17 protein-coding genes are annotated in these 22,246 nt (G+C 72.1%); 7 read left to right on the forward strand and 10 right to left on the reverse strand.

Translation table 11 applies throughout. The features are described 5' to 3' along the window. Nucleotide 1 precedes the first annotated feature (1 nt). Complete coding sequence (locus A3CQ_RS0115710; RefSeq protein WP_245577242.1) at nucleotides 2-610, reverse strand: TetR/AcrR family transcriptional regulator; 609 nt, start codon at nucleotides 608-610, stop codon at nucleotides 2-4. A 22-nt stretch (nucleotides 611-632) separates the two neighbouring features. Next, nucleotides 633-2,225 (reverse strand): MFS transporter, encoded by a 1,593-nt coding sequence (locus A3CQ_RS0115715; protein WP_026205739.1) that lies wholly within the window; start codon nucleotides 2,223-2,225, stop codon nucleotides 633-635. Nucleotides 2,226-2,379: 154 nt separating this feature from the next. On the opposite strand from A3CQ_RS0115715, the gene A3CQ_RS0115720 reads away from it, so the two are divergent. Further along, the gene (locus tag A3CQ_RS0115720; protein ID WP_020511895.1) at nucleotides 2,380-4,623 is read left to right on the forward strand and encodes a putative bifunctional diguanylate cyclase/phosphodiesterase; all 2,244 of its coding nucleotides are present in this window, start codon (nucleotides 2,380-2,382) and stop codon (nucleotides 4,621-4,623) included. Here A3CQ_RS0115720 and A3CQ_RS0115725 read toward each other — a convergent pair. Further along, a complete protein-coding gene (locus A3CQ_RS0115725) occupies nucleotides 4,593-5,870 on the reverse strand; it encodes an acetyl-CoA C-acetyltransferase (protein WP_026205740.1) in 1,278 nt (425 codons plus the stop codon). The two genes, A3CQ_RS0115720 and A3CQ_RS0115725, sit on opposite strands and share 31 nt — an antisense overlap. A 47-nt stretch (nucleotides 5,871-5,917) precedes the next feature. Between A3CQ_RS0115725 and A3CQ_RS0115730 the strand changes: the two genes are divergently transcribed. The 5 genes from A3CQ_RS0115730 (at nucleotide 5,918) to A3CQ_RS0115750 (ending at nucleotide 12,604) form a co-directional block, all read left to right on the forward strand. Beyond that, the gene (locus A3CQ_RS0115730) at nucleotides 5,918-7,243 is read left to right on the forward strand and encodes a 3-oxoacyl-ACP reductase (RefSeq protein ID WP_026205741.1); all 1,326 of its coding nucleotides are present in this window, start codon (nucleotides 5,918-5,920) and stop codon (nucleotides 7,241-7,243) included. 1 nt (nucleotide 7,244) lies between these two features. Then, nucleotides 7,245-8,084 carry a MaoC family dehydratase gene (locus tag A3CQ_RS0115735; protein ID WP_020511898.1) on the forward strand — a complete coding sequence of 280 codons (840 nt, stop codon included), beginning with the start codon at nucleotides 7,245-7,247 and terminating at the stop codon, nucleotides 8,082-8,084. A 48-nt stretch (nucleotides 8,085-8,132) separates the two neighbouring features. Continuing rightward, the gene (locus A3CQ_RS0115740) at nucleotides 8,133-9,344 is read left to right on the forward strand and encodes an acyl-CoA dehydrogenase family protein (protein WP_020511899.1); all 1,212 of its coding nucleotides are present in this window, start codon (nucleotides 8,133-8,135) and stop codon (nucleotides 9,342-9,344) included. Between the two features lie 16 nt (nucleotides 9,345-9,360). After that, nucleotides 9,361-10,893, forward strand: coding sequence for an AMP-binding protein (locus tag A3CQ_RS0115745; protein WP_020511900.1), 1,533 nt, complete (start codon nucleotides 9,361-9,363; stop codon nucleotides 10,891-10,893). An 85-nt stretch (nucleotides 10,894-10,978) separates the two neighbouring features. After that, entirely contained in the window at nucleotides 10,979-12,604 is a 1,626-nt protein-coding gene (locus A3CQ_RS0115750) for a GGDEF domain-containing protein (protein WP_020511901.1), read from the forward strand. 245 nt (nucleotides 12,605-12,849) lie between these two features. Here A3CQ_RS0115750 and A3CQ_RS0115755 read toward each other — a convergent pair whose 3' ends face one another. Both A3CQ_RS0115755 and A3CQ_RS0115760 read right to left on the reverse strand, forming a co-directional pair. After that, nucleotides 12,850-13,302 carry a YybH family protein gene (locus A3CQ_RS0115755; protein ID WP_020511902.1) on the reverse strand — a complete coding sequence of 151 codons (453 nt, stop codon included), beginning with the start codon at nucleotides 13,300-13,302 and terminating at the stop codon, nucleotides 12,850-12,852. A 102-nt stretch (nucleotides 13,303-13,404) separates the two neighbouring features. Then, on the reverse strand, nucleotides 13,405-14,076 hold the full coding sequence (locus A3CQ_RS0115760; protein WP_020511903.1) for an ABC transporter permease: 672 nt from the start codon (nucleotides 14,074-14,076) through the stop codon (nucleotides 13,405-13,407). Nucleotides 14,077-14,080: 4 nt separating this feature from the next. On the opposite strand from A3CQ_RS0115760, the gene A3CQ_RS53045 reads away from it, so the two are divergent. Continuing rightward, on the forward strand, nucleotides 14,081-14,632 hold the full coding sequence (locus tag A3CQ_RS53045) for a LuxR C-terminal-related transcriptional regulator (RefSeq protein ID WP_020511904.1): 552 nt from the start codon (nucleotides 14,081-14,083) through the stop codon (nucleotides 14,630-14,632). Between the two features lie 92 nt (nucleotides 14,633-14,724). Here A3CQ_RS53045 and A3CQ_RS0115770 read toward each other — a convergent pair whose 3' ends face one another. From A3CQ_RS0115770 to A3CQ_RS57445, 5 genes are all read right to left on the reverse strand, one after another. Continuing rightward, nucleotides 14,725-15,732 carry a serine hydrolase gene (locus A3CQ_RS0115770; protein WP_020511905.1) on the reverse strand — a complete coding sequence of 336 codons (1,008 nt, stop codon included), beginning with the start codon at nucleotides 15,730-15,732 and terminating at the stop codon, nucleotides 14,725-14,727. Between the two features lie 50 nt (nucleotides 15,733-15,782). Next, complete coding sequence (locus tag A3CQ_RS0115775) at nucleotides 15,783-16,799, reverse strand: hypothetical protein (protein WP_169516280.1); 1,017 nt, start codon at nucleotides 16,797-16,799, stop codon at nucleotides 15,783-15,785. Nucleotides 16,800-16,882: 83 nt separating this feature from the next. Beyond that, nucleotides 16,883-18,025, reverse strand: a complete 1,143-nt coding sequence (locus A3CQ_RS0115780; RefSeq protein ID WP_157295928.1) for a glycosyltransferase 87 family protein — start codon at nucleotides 18,023-18,025, stop codon at nucleotides 16,883-16,885. 37 nt (nucleotides 18,026-18,062) lie between these two features. Next, nucleotides 18,063-18,569, reverse strand: coding sequence for a sortase domain-containing protein (locus A3CQ_RS53050; protein WP_020511908.1), 507 nt, complete (start codon nucleotides 18,567-18,569; stop codon nucleotides 18,063-18,065). Nucleotides 18,570-18,659: 90 nt separating this feature from the next. Further along, nucleotides 18,660-22,229, reverse strand: coding sequence for a PAS domain S-box protein (locus A3CQ_RS57445; protein WP_020511909.1), 3,570 nt, complete (start codon nucleotides 22,227-22,229; stop codon nucleotides 18,660-18,662). Nucleotides 22,230-22,246 lie beyond the last annotated feature (17 nt).

Genomic DNA, 22,246 nt, shown 5'->3' on the forward strand with positions numbered 1-22,246 from the left:
GTCAGGCGGCAGCGCCCCGCAGGAAGGCGTCGACCAGCGCCTCGGCGAAACCCTCCGGCGGGACGGCCGGGTTCCACTGGAGCATGTTCTGCATCATCGACGGGCCGTTGATCATCAGGAGCGAGAGCTCGACGTCGAGGTCAGCCCGCAGTTCCCCCTTGGCGATCCCGCGCCGCAGCACCTGACGCATCACGTCGCGCCGCGGCTCCATGACCGCCCGCCACATGTCGTGCAGATGCTCGTCCTTGAGGAATTCCGGAAGCAGGCAGACCGTGACCTGCCCGTACCGCAGGGAACGGCCCGTCCGCGACGCCTTCAGCAGCATCACCAGGTCGTCGCGGACCGACTCGCCGACCGGCACGGGCAGCGGCCCCTTCATCGACGCCACCGCGTCGATGATCAGCGCTTCCTTGTTCGGCCAGCGGCGGTAGATGGTTGCCTTGCCGACTCCCGCCTTGGCGGCGACCGCCTCGATCGAGATGGCGGCGACACTGTGCCCGCCGCCGAGCAGCTCGAGCACGGCATCGAGGATGGCCTCGTCGGCCTGCGCGCTGCGGGGCCGGCCAGGAGCCTTGCGCTCCTGGCCGGTCTCGGTAACAGCCGTGGTCATGGCGTTCATTGTTACTTAAGGGTTACGCCTCGACCAGTTCCACGCCCTGCTCCTCGGCGAGACCTTCCGCCGTGGAGGGGACCGGAGCGGTCGCCGGACGCTTGCCGGGCAGCCACATCAGCGCGACCACCGCGCCGAGCAGGGCCACGATGACGCTGCCGATCGATGCGTAGTGCATCGCGGTGAGGAACGAGTCGTTGGCACTGTTGATCAGGGCCGGACCGGCGGCGCCGGCCTTCTCGGCGACCGCGTACGCCCCGGAGATGGACTCGCGGGCGGCGTCCGACGCGGCGGCCGGGAGGCCGTCGGTCGCACTGCCGAGGTGGTCGCGGTACACCGAGGAGAGGATCGCGCCGAGCGCGGCGACGCCGAGCGCGCCACCCAGCTGGCGGATGGTGTTGCTGACCGCGGAGCCGACGCCGGCCTTCTCCCGCGGCAGCGACGCCATGATCGATTCGGTGGCCGACGGCATCACGTTGGCCATGCCGACGCCCATCAGGAAGAACGCCGCACCGACGATCCAGATCGGCGTGGTGGCGCCGATGAAGAGCCAGGACGCCAGGCCGACCGCGACGAGCAGCAGGCCGGTGGTGCTGACCGCCTTCGGCCCGAACCGCTTGACCATGGCCGCGCTGCGCGGTGCGAACACCATCTGGGCGACCGCGAACGGGACGAACAGCGCGCCGGAGGCGAGCGGGCCGTAGCCGCGGACCAGCTGCAGGTAGAAGGCGCCGAAGAACATCGCGCCCATGGCCGCGAAGAAGACCAGGCCGATCATGCCGGTCGAGGCGGCGAAGGTCTTGTTCGTGAAGAGCCGCACGTCCAGCGACGGGAACGCGACCCGCCGCTCCCAGGCGACGAAGCCGGCGAGCACGACGGCCGCGGCGACCAGCGGGGCCCAGGCGAGCGTGTCGCCGAAGCCGTCCTCGCCACCCTTGATCACGCCGTACGTGAGCAGGCCGATGCCGATGATCGACAGGAGCACACCGACCACGTCGATGCGACCCGGCTTGGGGTCTCGCGACTCCGGGATGATGACCAGGCCGAGGACGATGCCGACGACCACGATCGGCACGTTGATGAGGAAGACCGAGCCCCACCAGAAGTGCTCGAGGAGCAGGCCGCCGACGATCGGGCCGATCGCGACGCCGAGGCCGACCGCGCCGGCCCAGACGCCGATCGCCTTGCCGCGCTCCTGCGGGGCGAAGACGTTCGCGATGATCGAGAGCGTGGCCGGCATGACGGCCGCGGCACCGAGACCCATCAGGGCCCGGGCGGCGATCAGCTGGTCGGCCGAGCCCGCGTACGCGGAGGTCAGCGAGGCGATGCCGAACAGGGCGAGGCCGGTGATCAGGGTGATCCGGCGGCCGAGCCGGTCGGCGAGGATGCCGGCGGTGAACAGCAGGCCGGCGAAGACCAGGGTGTACGAGTTGATGGCCCACTCGAGCTGGCTCTGGGTGGCGCCGAGGCCGTGCTCCGGGTCGGCGATGGTGCGCAATGCGACGTTGAGCACCGTGTTGTCGAGCACGACCACCAGCAGGCTGATGACCAGGACGCCGAGGATCACCCAGCGCCGGGGATGCCCGGTCTGGGGAGTAGCGGCTGGTGTGTCCATGTGGGTTCCCCGCATTTTCGAAACGAGACGGTTCCGTATCCGTCGATCACACTATGCCGTCGTCCGGCGAAACGGAACGTATCCGTATCGGAATGTGGCGCAACCCACGTGCACCCGGCGAGATCCTGGTCCGGGCAGATGACGCGCCGATCAAATGCACGTGACCACCGGGAGACTGGGCTGGCTGCGCAACGCGGGCCGGCTCCGGGACGAGGACTGGGCCCGCCGCCATCGGCTGCTGGCCATGTTGCTCGCCGCCACCGTCATCGGTCTAACGATTTTCGGCGCGCTGACCGACGGTCTGACCAGATCCTGGCTCTTCACCGTGCTGCTGGTGCTGCCGTGCGTGCTCGCCGCGGCCCGGCTGCCCGGCCGCCGGCTGCCGTCGGTCGCGGTCGCCCTCGGCCTCACCGCGGCCTGCGGCGGCTTCGTGGCCATGTGCCACGGCCTCACCGAGGCGCACTTCACGTTCTTCATCGCGGTCGCCGCGCTCTCCCTCTACCGGGACTGGGCGCCGTTCGGCATGTTCCTGGTCGCCACCACGCTGCACCACAGCGTCTTCGGCACGATCGTCAACGACCGCACCTTCGACCACAGCCACCACGACATCGCGCTGAGCCCGCTGGTCTGGGCGGTGCTGCACGGCGTCGCGGTGTTGCTGGCCGCGACGTTCCAGGTGGTCGGCTGGTATCTCACCGCGGCCGAGGAGCGGCGCGCCCAGGAGAACCTCGACGACAGCGAGGCGCGGCTGACGATCGCGTTCGAGGAGACGCCCGTGCCGATGGCGATGATCGCCCCGGACGGCCGGCTGCTGCGCATCAACGCCGCGTACCGGACCTGGATGCGCCTGCCCGCGCAGCTGCCGGACGGCTTCGGGGTCAAGGACCTGCCGATCACCGCGATCGAGAACCTGCCGCCGCTGTTCGGCGAGCTGATCCAGCGCGGCTCGGACCAGCAGACCCGGGCCTATCGCCGGCACGACGACGGCTCCACCATGTGGGTCGAGGTGCACAGCACCGCGCTGCACGACCGCGACGGCCGGCTCCGGCTGATCGTGGTGCACTGCGTGGACGTGACCGCGATGTACCGGCACCAGGAGGAACTGCGGCACCAGGTGCGGCACGACTCGCTGACCGGGCTGCTCTCCCGCGGGGGCTTCGACCAGGACCTGGCCGCGATGATGGCGGCGCGGCCCGGGCCGGCGAGCATCCTCTACCTCGACGTCGACCGGTTCAAGTCGGTGAACGACGGCTCCGGGCACTCGGCCGGCGACCTCGTGCTGCGCTCGATCGCGGCCCGGCTGCGCGCGCTGGTCCCGCCCGGGGCGCTGCTGGCCCGCTTCGGCGGCGACGAGTTCGTGGTGGCGCTGCCCGGCGGGCTCGAGGCGGGCGCGCCGCTCGGGCACGCCATCGTGACCGAGCTCGCCGAGCCGCTGCCGGTCGCCGGCAACGTGCTGGCGCTGTCGGCGAGCGTCGGGCTGGCCGTGACCGCCGACGCCGCGCACGCCGAGGACGCGGTCCTGGCCGCGGACACCGCGATGTACGCGGCGAAACGCAACGGCGGCAACCGGATGAAGGTGTTCAGCGACCAGATGCGGGTCGCCGTGCACGAGCGGATCGCGGGCGAGAAGCTGCTGCGCCAGGCGCTCGACGGCGATCGCCGCCAGACGCTGCCGGTCTGGTTCCAGCCGATCGTGTCGGCCGCGACCGGCGAGGTCATGGGCGCGGAGACGCTGGTGCGCATGCGGACGCCCGAGGGCGAGATCCTCGGGCCGAACCGGTTCATCCCGGCCGCCGAGGAGACCGGCCTCATCGTGCCGCTCGGCGAGCACGTGCTGATCGAGGCGCTGCGGCACCTGGTGGCGTGGCGGCACGAGCTGCGCTACGTGTCGGTGAACGTGAGCCCGCGTCAGCTGGCCGAGCCGGACTTCGTACCGCTGCTCGCGGATCTTCTCGCGGCGACGCCCGAGCTCGACCCGCAGCGCCTGATCCTGGAGATCACCGAGACCGCGCTGCTGGTCTCGTCGGTCGACGTGCAGGAGCGTCTGGAGACCATCAAGGGTCTGGGCGTACGCATCGCGCTGGACGACTTCGGCACCGGCTACAGCTCGCTCACCTGGCTGCAGTCGGTCCCGGCCGACGTGGTCAAGCTGGACCGCTCGTTCGTGGCCGGGCTCGCCGACGACCCGAAGAAGACGTCGATCATCCAGGCCGTGCTCTGGCTGGCCCGGTCGCTGGGCATGTCGGCGGTGGCCGAGGGCGTCGAGAAGGAGGCCGACGTGGCCGCCCTCCGCGAGGCCGGCTGCCCGATGCTGCAGGGCTACCTGTTCGGCAAGCCGATGCCGCCGGAGGAGTTCGCGGCCCGGCTTCAGCGCTCCAGGATGGCCACCGCGCCCTGACCGCCGGCCGCGCAGATCGAGATCAGCCCGCGGCCTTCACCCTTGTCGGCCAGCAGCTTGGCGAGCGTCGCCACGATCCGGCCGCCGGTGGCCGCGAACGGGTGCCCGGCGGCGAGCGAGGAGCCGTTGACGTTGAGCTTGGCCCGGTCGATCGAGCCGAGCGGCGCGTCGAGGCCGAGCTTCTCCTTGCAGAACGACGGCGACTCCCAGGCCGCGAGCGTGGCCAGCACCTGCGACGCGAACGCCTCGTGGATCTCGTAGAAGTCGAAGTCCTGCAGGGTGAGCCCGTTGCGGGCCAGCAGCCGGGGCACCGCGTAGGCCGGGGCCATGAGCAGGCCCTCCTCGCCGTGCACGAAGTCGACCGCGGCGTCCTCGGCGTCGACGAACCAGGCCTGCACCGGCAGTTTGTGCCGCTCGGCCCACTCCTCGCTCGCCAGCAGCACGGTCGAGGCGCCGTCGGTGAGCGGTGACGAGTTGCCCGCGGTCATCGTCGCGTCCTCCCGGCCGAAGACCGGCTTGAGCGTCGCGAGCTTCTCGATCGTCGTGTCGGGCCGCAGGTTCTGGTCCCGCGTGAGCCCCAGATAGGGCGTCACAAGATCATCAAAGAAGCCTTTCCCGTACGCGTCGGCAAGACGCCGATGCGACGCGAGCGCCAGTTCGTCCTGGGCCTCGCGCGGGATGCCCCATTTCAGGGCCGTGATCGCGGCGTGGTCACCCATGGAGAGCCCGGTGCGCGGCTCGGCGTTGCGCGGGACGGCGGGCTGGAACGCCTGCTGCGGGCGCAGGCGCGCGACCGCCTTCAGCCGGTCCTGAAGGTTGCGGGCCCGGTTGAGGGCGAGCAGCGCGCGCCGCATGTCCTCGTTGAGCTGCAGCGGGGCATCGGAGGTGGTGTCGACGCCGCCGGCCACGCCGGCCTCGATCTGGCCCAGCGCGATCTTGTTGGCGACCAGGATCGCGGCCTCGAGGCCGGTGCCGCAGGCCTGCTGGATGTCGTATGCCGGGGTGCGCGGGTCGAGGCGGGAGCCGAGCACGGTCTCGCGGGTGAGGTTGAAGTCGCGGGAGTGCTTGAGCACGGCGCCGGCCACCACCTCGCCGAGCCGCTCGCCGGCGAGGCCGAACCGGGCGACCAGGCCGTCGAGCGCGGCGGTCAGCATGTCCTGGTTCGAGGCCTCGGCGTACTTGCTGTTGGAGCGGGCGAACGGGATCCGGTTTCCACCCAGCACGGCGACGCGACGCACGCTCTGCACGGCAATCTCCTTCATGACAGGACCCTACTGACGAGTAGGCTACGCGCATGGGAGACAGGTACGCGAACTTCGCGAACTCTGGCGTGGGCCGTGGCGTGGTCAAGCGGCTCGGGTTGCCCGACCCGCCCCGCCTGCGGCGCCACCGGCCGGGTGACCCGCTCACGAACGGCCCGGTGCTGCTCGGCGCGGCCGACGGCGGACGGCTGGCGGGACCGGTCGGCAAGCTGCTCGAGGCGGCCGGCGTCGAGACCACCGACACCGCGGACGAGCAGGTGAAATACGGTGCTCTGGTCTTCGACGCGACCGGCATCACCGACTCGGGCGGGCTGCGCGCCCTCTACGACTACTTCCATCCGGTCGCGCGGTCGCTGATGAGCTCGGGCCGGGTCGTCGTGCTCGGCACTCCGCCGTCGGCGGCCGGCACCCCGCGCGAGGCCACCGCCCAGCGTGCCCTCGAGGGGCTGACCCGCAGCATCGGCAAGGAGTTCGGGCGGGGCATCACCAGCCAGCTCGTGTACGTGGCGCCCGGCGGCGAGGCCGCTGTCGAGTCCACCCTGCGCTTCCTGCTCAGCGGGCGTTCCGCGTACGTCTCGGGTCAGGTCATCCACGTCGGCGCGGGCAACGCGCCCAGCCCGGCCGACTGGGACCGCCCGCTCGCCGGCAAGACGGCGCTGGTCACCGGGGCCGCCCGGGGCATCGGCGCGGCCATCGCCCGGGTGCTGGCCCGCGACGGCGCCGACGTGATCGTGCTGGACGTGCCGGGCGCCGGGGACGCGCTGGCCGGGGTGGCCAACGACGTCCGCGGCCGGGCCGTCCAGCTCGACCTCACCGCCCCCGACGCGCCCGAGCGGCTCGCCGGGCACCTCATCGGCCTCGACATCCTCGTGCACAACGCCGGCATCACCCGGGACAAGACGATCGCCCGGATGGACGAGAGCCGCTGGGACTCGGTGCTCGACGTGAACCTCTCCAGCCAGGAGCGGATCAACGACCTGCTGCTCGAACGCGACCTGATCAACCAGGGCGGCCGGCTCATCGGGGTCGCCTCGATCGCCGGGATCGCCGGCAACCGCGGCCAGACCAACTACGCCACCAGCAAGGCCGGCGTGATCGGCCTCGTGCAGTCGATGGCGCCGGTCCTGGCCGGGCGCGGCATCACGATCAACGCGGTGGCGCCGGGCTTCATCGAGACGGCGATGACGGCGAAGATGCCGCTGTTCCTGCGCGAGGCCGGCCGCCGGATGAACAGCATGTCGCAGGGCGGGCTGCCGGTCGACGTGGCCGAGACGATCTCCTGGTACGCCTCCCCCGGTTCGGCGACCGTCACCGGCAACGTGGTGCGGGTCTGCGGGCAGAGCCTGCTGGGCGCCTGAGATGGCCGTCGTCGAGCTGGACTCGGACCCGTCGGGCATCTACCTGAGGGCGGCACTCGGACTGCTGCCCGCGCGGCGCGGCCACGACCTGCCCGACCGCGAGATCGTGCGGCGCGGCGTCACGGTCGATCGAGACCACCTGGCGCGTTACGACCGCGTCTGCGGGTTCCGGCTCTCCGACACGCTCCCGGCCACGTATCCGCATGTGCTGGCGTTTCCGCTGGCGATGACGCTGATGACCGCGTCCGACTTCCCGTTTCCGGCGGTGGGAATCGTGCACGTCGCGAACCGGATCACCGTGCGGCGTGCGATGGACGCCGGCGAACCGCTCGACCTGCTGGTGCGGGCCGAGAACCTGCGTTCACACGATCGCGGGCGGGTGTTCGACGTGGTGGCGACCGCATTCGCCTCCGGCGAGAACGTGTGGACGGGTGTCTCGACGTACCTGCGGAAAAACGCCGGAAAGAGCGAGGGGCACGCCAAGCGCGACCACCCACCCACGCCGGATCCGACGGCGAAATGGAAAGTGCCGGCCCGGACCGGGACCGACTACGCCGAGGTTTCCGGGGATCGCAATCCGATTCACACGTCGCGGATCGGGGCGCGGCTGTTCGGCTTTCCGCGGCCGATCGCGCACGGCATGTGGACCAAGGCGCGCGCGATCGCTGCCCTGGACGGGCGGCTGCCCACGGAGTACATCGCCGACGTGGCGTTCAAGCAGCCGATTCTGCTGCCGTCGACGGTCGGATTCACCGCCGTGCCGCGTGACTCCGCCGGCCATTGGGATTTCCGGGTGGACGGGAAGCGTCCGCATCTTGCGGGCCAAGTTACGCCACCGTAACGTTACCGGCGAGTACAAACCGGCGTCGTCCGAGGGGTGTCCGCGCGCATGGAGTTCTGGCTCGACCTGAACGAGGAGCAAAACGACCTGCGGGAGTGGGTGCACGGATTCGCCGAGGGCGTGATCCGGCCCGCCGCGTCCGAATGGGACGAACGCGAGGAGACTCCCTGGCCGATCCTGCAGGAAGCGGCAAAGATCGGGCTCTATGGGTTCGAGTTTCTCGTGAACACCTGGTCGGACACGACCGGGCTGAGCATGCCGATCTCCAACGAGGAGCTGTTCTGGGGCGACGGCGGAATCGCGATGGCGATTTCCGGGACGTCGCTCGCGGTGGCGGCGATCTACGGCTCGGGTACGCCCGATCAGCTCGTCGAATGGGTGCCGCAGTGCTTCGGGGACGTGGCCTCGCCCGCGGTCGGCGCGTTCTGCAGCACCGAGCCCGAGGCCGGGTCCGACGTCGCATCGATGAAGTCGCGGGCCGTTTATCACGAGGCGACCGACGAATGGGTGCTGAACGGCCAGAAGGCCTACGCGACCAACGGTGGCATCGCCAACGTGCACGTCGTGACGGCGTCGGTGGATCCGTCGCTCGGGTCGCGCGGGCAGGCCGCGTTCATCGTGCCGCCGGGGACGCCGGGCCTGGTCGGAACCAAGAAGCTGAAGAAGCTCGGGCTGCGCGCCTCGCACACGGCCGACGTTTTCCTCGACGATGTGCGGGTGCCGGGGCGGTGCCTGCTCGGGGGCAAGGAGGCTCTCGACGAACGGCTCGCGCGGGCGCGTTCGGGGCAGCGGGCCTCGCGGCAGGCGGCCATGCGCACGTTTGAATTGTCGCGGCCGGCGGTGGGCGCCCAGGCGATCGGCATCGCCCGGGCCGCGTATGAGTACGCGCTCGAATACGCCAAGAACCGGGTGCAGTTCGGGCGGCCCATCATCGAGAACCAGGCGATCGCCTTCGCGCTCGCCGACATGAAGATGGAGATCGATGCCGCCCGGCTGCTGGTGTGGCGCGCCGCGTGGATGGGACGCAACGACCGGCCGTTCACCGCCGGCGAGGGGTCGATGTCGAAGCTGAAGGCCGGCGAGGTGGCGGTCGCCGTCACCGAGAAGGCGATTCAGGTGCTCGGCGGCGCGGGTTATCTGCGGGAGCACCCGGTCGAGCGGATGTTCCGGGACGCCAAGATCTACACGATTTTCGAGGGGACCAGCGAGATTCAGCGACTGGTCATCTCGCGGGCCATCTCGGGAATGCCCATCCGATGAAGGGGCTCAGTAGGTGATGGACGCGCCCTTCGTTCTCGCCACCATGGCGCGGCGCGGGCTGCTCAAGCCCGGCCCGCCGCACCACATTCTGCGGCAGTTCCGGGAACTGGGGAAATGGGGTTACGGGCTGGCCGGCGAACTGCGCCAGGCCGCGGCCCGCTCCCCGTCGCGAGTGGCGGTGGTCGATTCGGCGGGCGCGTGTTTCACGTACGGGGAATTGCTCGATCGTTCCTCCCGGCTCGCCGGTGCTCTGCCGGTCTCGGCGGGCGACCGGGTCGGGGTCCTCTGCCGCAACTCGGCCGACATGATCGTCGTGCTGATCGCGATCGCCTCGGTCGGGGCCGATCCGGTGCTCGTCAACACCGGGTTGTCCGCCTCGCAGCTCTCGGCCGTCACCGCGGCGCAGGGGCTCAAGGTCGTCGTCCACGATGAAGAGTTCTCCGCGCTCTTATCCGGGTTCGCCGGTGCGATTGAGATCAATCGGACCCTGGCGATGATCGACTCGGTGCCGCCGGTCGTGTTGTCGCCGCCGCCCCGGCCCGGGCGGACGATCGTGTTGACCTCGGGGACGACCGGGATGCCGAAGGGTGCGCGGCGGCCGACGCCCGGCGGGTTCAGCCCGCTCTGCTCGATCATCGACCGGATTCCGCTCCGCGGCGGCGTCCGCATGATGATCGCGGCGCCGCTGTTCCACACCTGGGGGTTCGCGGGGCTGCAGATCGCGCTGGCGCTGCGGGCGACGGTCGTTCTCCGGCGCCGCTTCGAGCCGTTCGAGTCACTGTCGTTCATGCGCGATCAGGATTGCACCGCGCTCATCGCCGTACCGGTGATGCTGCAGAGCCTGTTGGAGCTGCCACCGGAACTCGCTCTCCCACCTCTGGAAATCGCCGCGGTCAGCGGCTCGGCCCTGCCCGGCGGGCTGGCGACGCGGTTCATGGACCGGTACGGAGACATTCTGTACAACCTGTACGGGTCGACCGAGGCGTCGTGGGCGTCGATCGCCACGCCGGCCGACCTGCGGGCCGCTCCGGACACGGCGGGACGGCCGCCGCACGGGACCGCGGTGGCGGTGCTCTCGCCGTCCGGGACGCCGGTTCCGACCGGTGAGACCGGGCGGCTGTTCGTCGGCAACGAGATGCTCTTCGAGGGCTACACCAACGGGAGCGGCCGCGAGCTGCACGGCGGGCTGCTCGCCACCGGCGACCTCGGGCACGTCGACGAGGCCGGGCGGGTCTTCGTCGACGGCCGCGAGGACGACATGATCGTCTCGGGCGGCGAGAACGTCTTCCCGTCCGAGGTCGAGGGCCTGCTCGCCGGCCTGCCCGAGATCCTCGAGTGCGCGGTGATCGGCGTGCCCGACGACGAGTACGGCCAGCGGCTCGCCGCCTACGTCGTGCTGCGCGAGTCGGCGACGCTGGAGGAGGACACCATCCGCTCCTACGTACGCAGTCATCGGGCCCGCTTCTGCGTGCCGCGCGACGTCGTCTTCCTGCCCGCACTGCCCCGGAACGCGACCGGAAAGGTAGTTAAACGCGACCTTCCTCGCTGATCGCCACGCCCGCGCTTGCCTCTGGTTGATCGCTCTGATTCGCTAGCTGTCGGTAGTTGGTTGTTGCCCCTGGGGAGCGTCGCCGATGCAGGACTCTTCGCGGCGAGCCGCGCGCCTGCTGGAACGGGCGCAGGCCGGCGAGGCCGACGAGGTGCTGGCCGAGGTCACCGAGCTGATGCGCGCGCCCGGCGGCGATCTCGCGTGCATGCGCTTCGTCCGGGTGGTCGTGCAGATCGTCCGTGGTGACACGCCGGCGGTGCTCGAGGAGGTCGAGCTCATGCTGCGCGCGGCCGAGGCCGAGGGCAGCCACGGCTGGCGGGCGTGCGCGCTGGGGACCAGGTCGTCGGAGCGGCTGCGGCTCGGCGAGGTGGACAACGACCAGTACGACGTGGACGCGGCGCTGCGCGATCTGTCCGCGGCCGAGGCGGCGCTGCGCGGCGGCTCCGACCCGGTGGCCGCGGTCAACGCCCGGGTCGCGATCGCGCTCGGCTACCTCAATCTTCGCCTGTACGAGCTGGCCGGTCCGCAGTTCGAGGCGGCGTACGAGATCAGCGCGGCCGACCCGGAGCAGAACGGCAACCGGGCCATGTGGCTCACGAACCTGGCCGAGATGCACCTGCACTGGGCGCTCGAGCTGTACCAGGTGGACGAGGTCGCCGAGGCCGAGGAGCACACGACGGCCGCGGAGCGCTTCGGCCGGCAAGGCGCCGCCGAGGCGTCGGGCGCGGAGGCGGACACGTGGCGCGACATGGCGCTGCTGATGGCGGCGTGCGCCCGGGCCGACCGGTCCGATCCCGCCGGCGCGTCCGTCGACATCGCGCGGTACCTGGCGGCGCAGCAGGTCCGCGGGATCGCGGAGTCGCGCCTGGCGTTCAGCCGCCCGTTCCACGCGGTCGCCCTGAAACGCTCCGGCCGCCTCGCCGAGGCGCTGGTCGTGATGTCATCGGCGGTTTCGGCTTTGCCACCCGACGCGGGCTGGTTGATCACCGCGGCGACCCACCGCACCCACGCCGTGCTGCTGGCCGCCCGCGGCTCGGCGGACGCGCAGGCCGGCCTCACCTACGGCGACACGCTGGCCGCGGCCATGTGGCGCCAGCGTCAGCAGACCCTGCACACGGCCGCGACGCTGAAGTCGCTGGAGGCCCTGCGCGCCAAGCACGAACAGGCCACCCGCGCCGCCGACCTGGACCCGCTCACCGGCATCGCCAACCGCCGGGCCTTCGACCGGGCCATCCACCGAGCGCAGACTCTCCCCGGCGCCGTGACCGTCATGATCATCGACACCGACAAGTTCAAACAGATCAACGACACCCTGGGCCACCCCGCCGGCGACACGGCGCTGCGCTCGATAGCCCGCGCCCTCTCCGCCGAGCTACGCGACACGGACCTGATAGCCCGCCTCGGCGGCGACGAGTTCGGCGTGCTGCTCCCCGACGCCTCACCGGCCACGGCCGCGTCGATGGCCGCCCGCATGCTCACCGCCGTGCGCGCCCTCCCCGACTGCCCCGCCACCATCAGCATCGGCATGGCCGCCGCCCCCGCCGTCGCCCTGGTCGACGCCCTGCAACGAGCCGACCAGGCCATGTACGAGGCCAAGCGAGCCGGCGGCGACGCCATCCGAGCCTCCCACCGCGACGCCCGCCGCCACGTCCTGCACCACGATCCCCGCGTCACCGAGCCGGACCCGCTCACCGGCCCGCGCCTCGGGTAGGCGCGGCTCCCGCCAAGACCCCGCCCGGCCCCGCACCGTCGCCCCGGCGGGCTGCCGCCCGTTCCCGCGCCGTCGCCCCGGCGGGCTGCGGCCCGTTCCCGCACCACCGCGCCACCGGTCCCGCACCGCCGCGCAGCCCCGTCCGGCGCTGGTTCCGCCGCGCTGCTGCCCGCTCGTGCTGCGCCGTCGGGGCCTGCGGGCCTGTGCCGCCGCGCCACGGCCCGGCTCCCTTCCGGCCGCCCCGCTTACAAGGCCGCGTCGCCGCGGGCCAGGGCGCCCAGCGTCGTCTCGGTGATGCGGCGTGTGAGCGGGTCGGCGTGGCGGTGCACGAGCTGCCACGAGTCGCCGTCGCGGCGGAAGACCAGCGTGACCCGTAGCGACAGGTCCTGATCCGGCAGATCGCCGACCTCGCCGTGTTGCCGCTCGACTCCGACCAGCACCGCGAGATCACCCGAGGCGTAGGTCTCCACGATCTCCAGCCGGGCCTCCCCGCTCCGGAAGTACCGTTCCATCGACTCGATGGTCTCCGGTGAGCCGTCGAAGCCCCGCACCGTCTCGCCGCCCGCCGGCGGCATGAGCGTGTAGTCGTCGCTGTGCACAATCAGCGCGAGGTACCCCCGGATGTCACCCCGGATGATCGCCGAAGCCGCATCCGCGGTGCGCCGGATCAGCCCGTCCAGGTCGTCCGTCCGTTCCATGTCCACCCCTTTCCGCGGCTCATCATGCCCGCCGGCCACGCCGACCCGCCGCTCGTTGTCGGCTACCGAACTCGAGCCCCGTTCATCGGCCACGCCGTCTGTTCACTCCGTTCGGAGGGCGGTCGCGGTGCGCAGGCGGGCCGCCCAACCCGCCGGAAGCAGGGCGCCCACGATCGCGATCAGCAGACCTCCCGCCGCCAGAACGGCCAGCAACCACGGCTGGTAGACCTCGAGCAACGCGTGCGGGAGGCGGATGCCCGCGCTGCCGGCCATGGCGGGCATGAGCACGCGGTGCAGCGCCACCCCGGCCGGAACGCCGACCAGTCCGCCCACCAGTCCGACCAGGATCACCGAGGACAGCACGACGGCGACGGCCTGCCGCGGAGTCATCCCGATCGCCTTGTGGACGCCCAACTCCCGCACCCGCTCCCGGGTCTGGAGCACCACCGCGTTGAGGATGCCGAGGGCGGCGACGGCGACCAGCAGCACCGTGAGAAAAACGGTCAGCGTGTTCAAAGCCAGCAGCGTGCTGCTGTGTCCGGCCGCATTGACCGCGGCGCTCAGCCCCAGCGATCGCAGGGCAGAGTCAAGATTGTTCGTGTACGCCACCACGTCCACCCCGAACGCAACGGCCACCCGGTACTCGAACGGGGTGGCGCCGGGCAACACCGCGGTCAGCGTGCGCAGGTCGGTGAACACCTGCATGCCCTGGTTGCGGGTGGAGAAGACCTCGCCGACGATCCGCAGCGGGATCCGATGACCGGAAACGGTCACCGTGATGGTGTCCCCGATCTTCGCACCGGCCGCGGTCAGCAGCGGGGTCGGGCTGGAGGCGACTCGCCGGATCCTCGACGGGACGGCCGAGGCGCCGCGGGTGCTGATCCTCACCACATTCGACCTCGACCAGTACGTGTACGCGGCGCTCTCGGCCGGGGCCAGTGGGTTCCTGCTCAAGGACGTCTCGCCGGAGCACCTGGTGGCGGCGGTGCGGCTGGTCCGGTCGGGGGACGCGCTGCTCGCCCCGACGATCACGCGGCGGCTGGTCGAGCGGTTCGCCCGGCCGGAGGCGCCGGCCGTGGCCGCCCACCGCGGCCTGGCCGCGCTCACCCCGCGTGAGCACGAGGTGCTGGTCCTCATAGCGCGCGGGCTGACCAACGCCGAGTTTGCCACCGAGCTGCACCTGGCCGAGGCCACGGTGAAGACGCACGTCGCCCGCATCCTCGGCAAGTTCGGCCTCCGCGACCGCGTCCAGGCCGTCATCCTCGCCTACGAAACGGGCGTCGTCGGACCGTCCACACCGGACCCGGCCCGCCAAGCAGCAGCGCCATGACCAGCCCGGGGATCAGCCGCCGTTAAGCGCGGGGGTGACGGGATCCGGGTGCTCGGCGCAGGCGCCCGCGGTCGCGGGGCGACGGTCGGTGGTCAGCCGCCGTTGACCGGGGTGAAGAGCTTCGGCTGGTCGGCACGGGAGGCAGCGGCGGCGGCTGCGGCTGCGGTTGCCGGAGCGCCGGCAGGGAGGTTGTCGAGCATCGTGCGGCCGATGACGGCGTGTGCCTGGACCGCGGGGTGGGTGGAGCCGTAGTTGTCCAGGTCGCCGAGGGCCTCGGCGAACATGGCGTAGGTGAGCTTCGGCTGGCCGTCGGGGCCGAACATGATGCCGGCCTCGTGGCGGGAGGCGCCGAGGGTGTTGAAGTCGGCGCCGTACTTGGTGGCTACCCGGCTGCGCTCCTCGGACGACATGACACGGCGGACGCCGTCCATGTAGCCGTTGATCCAACGGGTGATGCTCAGGAGGAAAGTGCAGGAGGCCGGTGACAGGAGGGTCTTCGTGGCCAGGCGCCACAGGAGGTCGTGCATCTCGCGCGGGGTGGTGGTGCCGAGGAAGAAGCGGTTCGGGTTGGCCACCGGCTCGACGCGGGTGTGGACGAAGCCCTTCGCGGCCAGAATCTCGTTGATCTCGGCGGCGGGGACGACGCGGCCGCACATGCGGACGGCCGTGTTGTCGGAGACCAGGAGCATCGCGGTCAGGAAGTTGGCGATCGTGATCTCGTCGCCCCAGACGGTGTGCAGGAAGTAGATGCCGCTGCCGCCCAGGATGATGTCGGCGGGCAGGTCGAGCTTCTGGCCGAGGGTCAGCTCGCCACGGTCGATCTTGTCCATGACCGCGGTGGCCACGGCCAGTTTCTGCACGCTGTAGCCCTGCGTCACGTGGTCGGCGTCGTCCTCGACGATCGGGACCGGGGCGCCGGTCCCGTCGACCCCGGCGATGTGCGTGTGCCAGGTGCCGCCGGCCTTCTTCTTCTCCCGCTGGTACGCCGAGCGGATGCACGCCGGCCCGCTCGAAGAAGCCGCGGCCGGCGAGCCCACCAGCGCGGCGGCCGTGGCGGCGCCCAGACCGAGCGCGGAACGGCGGGAAAATAGCATGGACATGTGGCTCCCCCGGGAGGTCAGAACGACGGCAGACATCGGCAGCCGTCAACCTATCCAACGGGATCAAGCGATGGGCGAGCGGTGAAACGCAGGACGCCGACGGCCACGAGCAGCAGCACCAGGCACGCCGCCCCGCCCCACAGCGGCCACCACGACGACTCGCTCAGCAACGCCACGAAACCCAGCGCCGCCGCGATCACCCATCGCCCGTTCACGGCCACGAACAGCAACGACGCGATCGCCACCGGGAACCAGTAGTAGCCGTGCGTCACCGGATCGGTCGTCACCCGCAGCAACGCGGCCGCCAGCGGGACCGCCGTGACCGCCACCGGCGACCGCCGCAGCCGCCAGGCCACCAGCGCCACCCCGCCGGCCACGATCGCGGCCTGCAGCGGCCGCATCCACCAGCCGATCTGCTCGATCCCCAGCAGCGAGGCGAAGGTGCCGACCCCGACCCGCCACTTGATCGCGAACATCGCGAACTGCCCGGTCAGCACGAACGGCAGGTAGCACGCCACGCCCAGCGCTACCGCGAGCAGCCCCGCGCGCAGGGCACGGATCGGCCCGGACCCGGCGAGCAGGCACGGCACGCCGAGAATCGCCCACGGCGCGATCGCGATCCCGAGCGCGAGCAGGCCGGCTGCCGCGACATCACGGCCGCGTCTTTGACAGACGATGCCGTACGCCCAGAGCACCGGCACCAGGATCTCGGGCGGATGCCCGTACCACGGCATCGGCACGGCCACCCAGAGCAGGGCCAGCAGCGCCGCGACCGCCTCGCGCCGCAGGTCCCCGGGGTGGAACCGCCCGCACAGCCACATCACGCCCGTCACCAGCGCCGCACCCCACAACGCAGCCACCGGCCACGCCATGCCGTGCTCGCCGACGCCGAACTCCAGGACCCGGCTGATCAGCAGCTGTGCCGGCCCGGCCTGGTTCCACGGCGTCGCGTAGACCTCCGCGAACCGCCCCCGCAACAGCAGATCGGCCGCCTGCGCGAAGCCCGCGAGATCGGGCGGGACGTCCGCCGTGAGCACCCCGACCACCGCGGCAACCACCGCCGCCACCACCCGCCGGTAACGAACGAGCGTGTGCAAGGAGGCCGGAGCGGCCACGCGGCGCCATGTCCGCTGGAGGGAAGCCGGGAGGGTCACGCGGTGGCCGCCACCGGCGCCAGGAGCACTGACGCTGGGCGCCGGCCGGCCGGGGGCGCGAGCAGCAGCACCACCAGGAGCAGCAGTTCCGCCCCGACCAGCCAGTTCTGGGTCGTGGCCCAGGGCAGGAAGAGATCGGGAAGCGCGATCATCGCCAGCCCGGGCACGAACCAGCGCGCCGGCGGACGGTCGGCGACGAGGAACAGCAGGACGACGGCGTACCCGGTGAGCAGGAAGTGCACCTCGGAGATGCCCCCGGCCAGGAAGGTCCCGAACATCAGCACGGCGCCCAGCCAGATCGGCGACGGCAGCGGACCCGCGCGCAGCCGCCACGCCACCGCGGCCACCACCGCGGCCAGCGCGACCGCGGCCGCCGCGACGCCCAGCACGTGCGGCGCGCCGTGCCACTCGGCCCACCCGCGCAGCGACAGGTTGTTGACCGCGTTCGCGCCGTGCAGGTTCGTCCCGGTCAGGCAGTACCGCAGCACGCGCGGGAACGACCACCCGCCGGGCACCAGCCCGACCGCGAGCAGCAGCAGCGCGCCGGCGGGCAGCATCGTCCGCAGCAGCGGCCGCCACTGCCGGTAGAGAACCGGCACCAGCACCAGCGGCGCGAGCAGCGGCTTGACCAGCAGCGAGGCCGCCAGCAGCCCGCATCCGAGCTCCCATCGGTCCCGCCGGAACGCGAGCAGCACCCCGGCCGCGACCGGCGCCAGCAGCACGCTGAGGTTGCCGAGGAGCAGGGAGTGCGCGGCGACCATGCTGCCGAGCAGCCCGATCGCGGCGATCCCGAAGACGGTGGTCCGATGCCGCTGCGGGGCCGCGCCGGCGATGACCACCGCCGCGAGCAGCAGGGCCGCGATCCCGGCGAGCGTCCAGCCGGCGAACCCGGCGGCCGGCGAGCCGAGCGCGGCCGGTAGCAGCGCGACGGCGGCCGTCGGCGGGTAGACGAACAGCGGATCGGTGAAGACGGAGCGCCCGGCCAGCAACGCCTCGGCCGCGTGCCGCAGCGGCAGGTAGTCGATCCCGATCGATCCCCCGCCGAGCCGATCCGCCAGCATCGGGGCGGCAAGGATCCCCGCGACGCCCACGATCAGGGCGCCGCCGATCAACGGCAGCATCCGCCGTACCCATTCCACGGCCGCAGAATCGGCCGCCGAGCCCGCACCCTGAGGATCAGCGGGGCACGCTCCGGGCGTACACGATGAGGTTGGTTGTGTAGGAGAGCCGGTTGCGGTCGAAGCCGCCCCCGAAGGTGACCAGCGTCAACTCGGGGTGCTCGCGGGGTCCGTAGACCCGCTCGTTCGGGAACGCCTTCGTCGGATAGAGCGCCACGCCGGTGACCACGAACCGCACCGAGACGCCGTCCGCCCGCCCCACGAGGATCTCGTCACCCGGCCGCAGCAGCCGCAGCCGGGAGAAGGCGGGTGGCCCGTCGTGGGCGGCCTCGACGTGCCCGACGATCACCGCCGAGCCGGTCTCCCCCGGCGCCGGCGACTCCCGGTACCACGCCACGGGCGCGTTCCCGCTCGGCGCCGGCGACTCGAGCGCCCGCTCCGGCCGGGCCCCGACCGGCACCACGTCGGCACGCACGTCGATCGCGGGGATCTCGAGCCGCACCGGGACGTTGCCGCCGATCGTCCGCAGCCTGTCCTCGGAATCCCGTGCGTGGTCGTCGGTCATGGCGGCGCCTCCCCGGTGCGCGCGGGACGACACACCGCCCCGCGACACCGTAACGCCGCCCGACAGGACCCGAAATGGACCTGTCTGTGATCAGTCAGTTGCGGAGCGCGTCGTTTGCAGGGTGACGACGAAGCGCGACCCGCCGCCCGATTTGGGCTCGTGCCGGATGTCGGCGTGGTTGGCGTGCGCCAGCCCCTGCACGATGAACAGGCCCAGGCCGGTGCCCTTCACGCTGGCCGCGTCGCGGTCGGCGCGCGACATCCGCTCGAACAGGTGGGGCCGGAACTCCTCCGGCACGCCCGGCCCGTCGTCCTCCACGGCGACCTGCGCCGACCCCGTACCCGGGCAGGTAAGAACGACCGCCGTGGCGCCGCCGCCGTACTTGCCGGCGTTGGACAGCAGGTTGACCAGGATCTGCTGCAGGTGGCCGGGGTGGAACAGCACCCGCAGGTCGGGCCCGGTCACCGGCAGCTGGTCGAGATCCATCGCCGACAGCGCCCGCTCGACCTCCGCGCGCAGGGACAGCTCCTGCCGGGCAGCGGTGATCGTGCCGGCGTCGATGCTGACCATGGCGAGCACCTCGCGCACGATCTCGTCGAGCCGGCCGGCCTGCCGCGTGATGGCGCCGACCGCCCGGTCCCGGCTCGGGTCGTCCACGCCCTCGGTGAGCACCTCGGCGTAGCCGCGGATCGACGACAGCGGGTTGCCGATCTCGTGCCCGAGCATGCCGATGAGGTCGAGCTTGAGCTGGTTCGCGGCCTCGAGCTCCTGGTTGCGCTCGGCGAGCGCGGCCGCGGCCTGGTCGCGGGCGTTCTCGGCGGCCCGGCGGGCCGAGATGTCGGTGACGACGGCGATCACGTTCTTGGGACGTCCGGATTCATCCCGTACGAGGGAGACCGTCGCCGCCACATCGACCCAGTGGCCGTCCTTGTGGCGCAGCCGCCCCTCGCGCGTGTACGAGGCGGCGTCGCCCGCGAACAGCCCGGCCACCTCCCGCTTGATGTCGGCGAAATCGTCGGGATCCAGCAGGTCGGTGTCGGGCAGCTCGGCCATCTCCGCCGGCGTGTAGCCGAGCATCGCCGCGTACGCGGGATTGACCTGCGGGGGCAAGCCGTCGAGGCTGCGGATGACCTGACCGGCGGCCGAGTTCGCGAACTGCGCCCGGAACCGCTGCTCGCTCTCGGCGAGCGCCTTCTCGGCGGCCCGCGCCCCGGTCACGTCCGTGTTGATCTCCAGGACCTGCGGGTCGGCGCCCGAGCCCGGCCGGTGCAGCACCTGACGGCTGAGCACGGTGACCACCCGCCCGGTGCCGGTGAAGTGCTCGACCTGCCCGTCCCAGTGCCCGTCGCGGGTGAGGCCGTTCAGCACGTCGATCTCGCTGCCGCCGGCCGGGTACGCGGTGCCGAGCAGCCGGTGCACGTTCTTGCCGGCCACCGCCGGCAGCGGCCAGCCGTACAGGGCCTCGGCCCCGGCGTTCCACCAGCGGATCGCGCCCCCGACGTCGCGGACGATGACCGCGGCCGGGATCAGCTCGAGCAGCCGGGCCTGGCGGCGCAGCTCGGTGTCGGCTGCCCGCTTCTCGGTGATGTCCTCGACCAGGCTGACCACGTACATCGGCCGCCCGCACTCGTCGGTGACCGGCGCTCCGGCCAGGGCCACCCAGACGGCGTGCCCGTCCTTGTGCCGGTAGCGCAGCTCGAGCCGGTAGGCCCCGATCCCGGCCGCGACGACCTCGCGGACCACGGCGTCGGTGGGGATGTCCTCCGGGATGATCAGATCCTTGTAGGTCATCGTCAGCAGCTCGTCGGGGCGGTACCCGGTGATCTCGCTCATCGCCGGGTTGACCTGCAGGTACCGGCCCCGGCCGGCCTCGCTCATGTCGATCAGCGTGAGACCCAGCGGCGAGTTCTCGAAGGCGAGCCGGAAGCGGGTCTCGCTGGCCTCGAGCGCGGCGAGCGCCCGGGTCCGCTCGGCGAGCAGCTCGGCGTTGCGCTCGGCGTCGCCGGCGTGCCGCAGCGCCGAGGAGAGGCTGTCGGCCAGCAGGGCGAGCTGCTGCTCGTCGGTGTCGTCGAAGACGCCGGGCCGGGCCGCCGAGATCTTCAGGCAGCCGATGACCCGGTTCTCGGCGTGCAGCGGGGCGATCAGCATCGAGCCGATGCCGAGGCGCTCGCAGGCGGCCCGGTCGACGCGCGGGTCGTCGGCGGTGTCCGCGCAGTGGGCGGGCGCGTCGGAGGTGAGCACGCGGCCGCTGAGTGAGCCGGCGATCCGGACCCGGGTGCCGATGGCGGCGGCGAGCGCGCCCGCCGTGGCCTGGTAGTAGAGGGTGTCGCCGTCGACGAGCTCGACCGCGGATCCGTCGGCCGCGTCGAAGATCTCGACGGCCCGCTCGGCGACCACGCGCAGGGCGTCATCGCGTACCCCGGCCGCGGCGGTGACTTCGCGCTGCACGGCCAGGGTGGCGCGCAGCCGCCGCAGCTCGCGCTGGCTGGCCGCGGCGGCGGCCCGCTCGGCGCTGATGTCCTGCAGCTGCACGAGCCGCCACCGCCGGCCGGCCGGGCCGGGAATCAGCGACAGGGTGACCCGCGTCCACGCGATCGAGCCGTCCGGGCGCAGCAGCCGCTTGTCGTAGCAGACCTCGCCGGCCCCGCGCAGCAGCGCGAGCCGGGCGTGGGTGGCCGCCTCGAGGTCGGCCGGGTCGGTGATCTCCCGGTGGGTGAGCCCGGCCAGCTCCTCGCGGCTGCGCCCGGTGAGCGCGGCGGCGGCCGGGTTCGCACGCTGGAACCGGCCGTGCTCGTCGGCGACCAGCAGGCCGATCGGGCAGCCGTCGAAGGCGGTGCGGAACTGCTCCTCGCTGCGGGCCAGGTCGGCGCGGGCCGAGCGCTCGGCGGCGACCGTCACCCGCAGGCGCTCGGCCTCGCGGGCGGCCGCCTCCTCGGCGAGCTTGCGCGCGGTGATGTCCTCGCACTGCACGAACCGCAGCCGGGTGCCGTCCGGCCCCGGGATCGTGGTCAGTCCCACCCGCGCCCAGACGACCGTGCCGTCGGGGCGCAGGTATCGCTTGTCGAAGCCGGCCGCCGCGTCGGGGTCGGCGACCACCTTGCTCACCTCGCGCTCGCTGACCGGGCGGTCGGCGGGATGGGTGAGATCCCCGAAGTGCCGGCCGACCAGGTCGCCCCGGCCGAGCAGCGCCGAGAAGGCCGGGTTGATCTGCTGGATGCGGCCGTCCTCCCCGGCGATGGCCGACGGGATCGGGCTCACGTCGAAGGCCGTGCGGAACTGCTGCTCGCTGCGCAGCAACCGGTCCCGGGTGGCGACGGCCTCGGTGCGGTCCACGATCTGCGCGATCCGCCGGCCGTCGGCGAGCGGGGTCACGGCGATCAGGCAGGGCACGGGCCGGCCGTCGGCGTGCATCAGGCGTACGTGCCGCTGCTGCTTGTTGTCGTTGTCGAGCAGGCGGCGGTCGTCGGGGTGGGCGATCTTGACAAACTCCCGGCCCTCGAGCTCGTGCGGCTCCCGGCCCAGCAGCGTCGACAGGGCCGTGTTCGCCCGCAGGACGGTGCCCTCCGGACCGAACACGGCCATGCCGAGCGGCGAGGCGTCGAACAGAGATCCGAACGGTGTCTCGCTCTCGGCCGGCCGATCCAGGTAGCCGACGGTCACAACGGTCCGTTCGGCCG

This window comes from Paractinoplanes globisporus DSM 43857 (assembly GCF_000379645.1).
Classification (GTDB): domain Bacteria; phylum Actinomycetota; class Actinomycetes; order Mycobacteriales; family Micromonosporaceae; genus Actinoplanes; species Actinoplanes globisporus.

Excerpts from the sequence above, each read along its gene's own strand:
- A3CQ_RS0115710 (WP_245577242.1), bottom strand. The coding sequence starts at position 610 with ATGACCACGGCTGTTACCGAGACCGGCCAGGAGCGCAAGGCTCCTGGC.
- A3CQ_RS0115715 (WP_026205739.1), bottom strand. The coding sequence starts at position 2,225 with ATGGACACACCAGCCGCTACTCCCCAGACCGGGCATCCCCGGCGCTGG.
- A3CQ_RS0115720 (WP_020511895.1), top strand. The coding sequence starts at position 2,380 with ATGCACGTGACCACCGGGAGACTGGGCTGGCTGCGCAACGCGGGCCGG.
- A3CQ_RS0115730 (WP_026205741.1), top strand. The coding sequence starts at position 5,918 with ATGGGAGACAGGTACGCGAACTTCGCGAACTCTGGCGTGGGCCGTGGC.
- A3CQ_RS0115735 (WP_020511898.1), top strand. The coding sequence starts at position 7,245 with ATGGCCGTCGTCGAGCTGGACTCGGACCCGTCGGGCATCTACCTGAGG.
- A3CQ_RS0115740 (WP_020511899.1), top strand. The coding sequence starts at position 8,133 with ATGGAGTTCTGGCTCGACCTGAACGAGGAGCAAAACGACCTGCGGGAG.
- A3CQ_RS0115745 (WP_020511900.1), top strand. The coding sequence starts at position 9,361 with ATGGACGCGCCCTTCGTTCTCGCCACCATGGCGCGGCGCGGGCTGCTC.
- A3CQ_RS0115750 (WP_020511901.1), top strand. The coding sequence starts at position 10,979 with ATGCAGGACTCTTCGCGGCGAGCCGCGCGCCTGCTGGAACGGGCGCAG.
- A3CQ_RS0115755 (WP_020511902.1), bottom strand. The coding sequence starts at position 13,302 with ATGGAACGGACGGACGACCTGGACGGGCTGATCCGGCGCACCGCGGAT.
- A3CQ_RS53045 (WP_020511904.1), top strand. The coding sequence starts at position 14,081 with ATGGTGTCCCCGATCTTCGCACCGGCCGCGGTCAGCAGCGGGGTCGGG.
- A3CQ_RS0115770 (WP_020511905.1), bottom strand. The coding sequence starts at position 15,732 with ATGTCCATGCTATTTTCCCGCCGTTCCGCGCTCGGTCTGGGCGCCGCC.
- A3CQ_RS53050 (WP_020511908.1), bottom strand. The coding sequence starts at position 18,569 with ATGACCGACGACCACGCACGGGATTCCGAGGACAGGCTGCGGACGATC.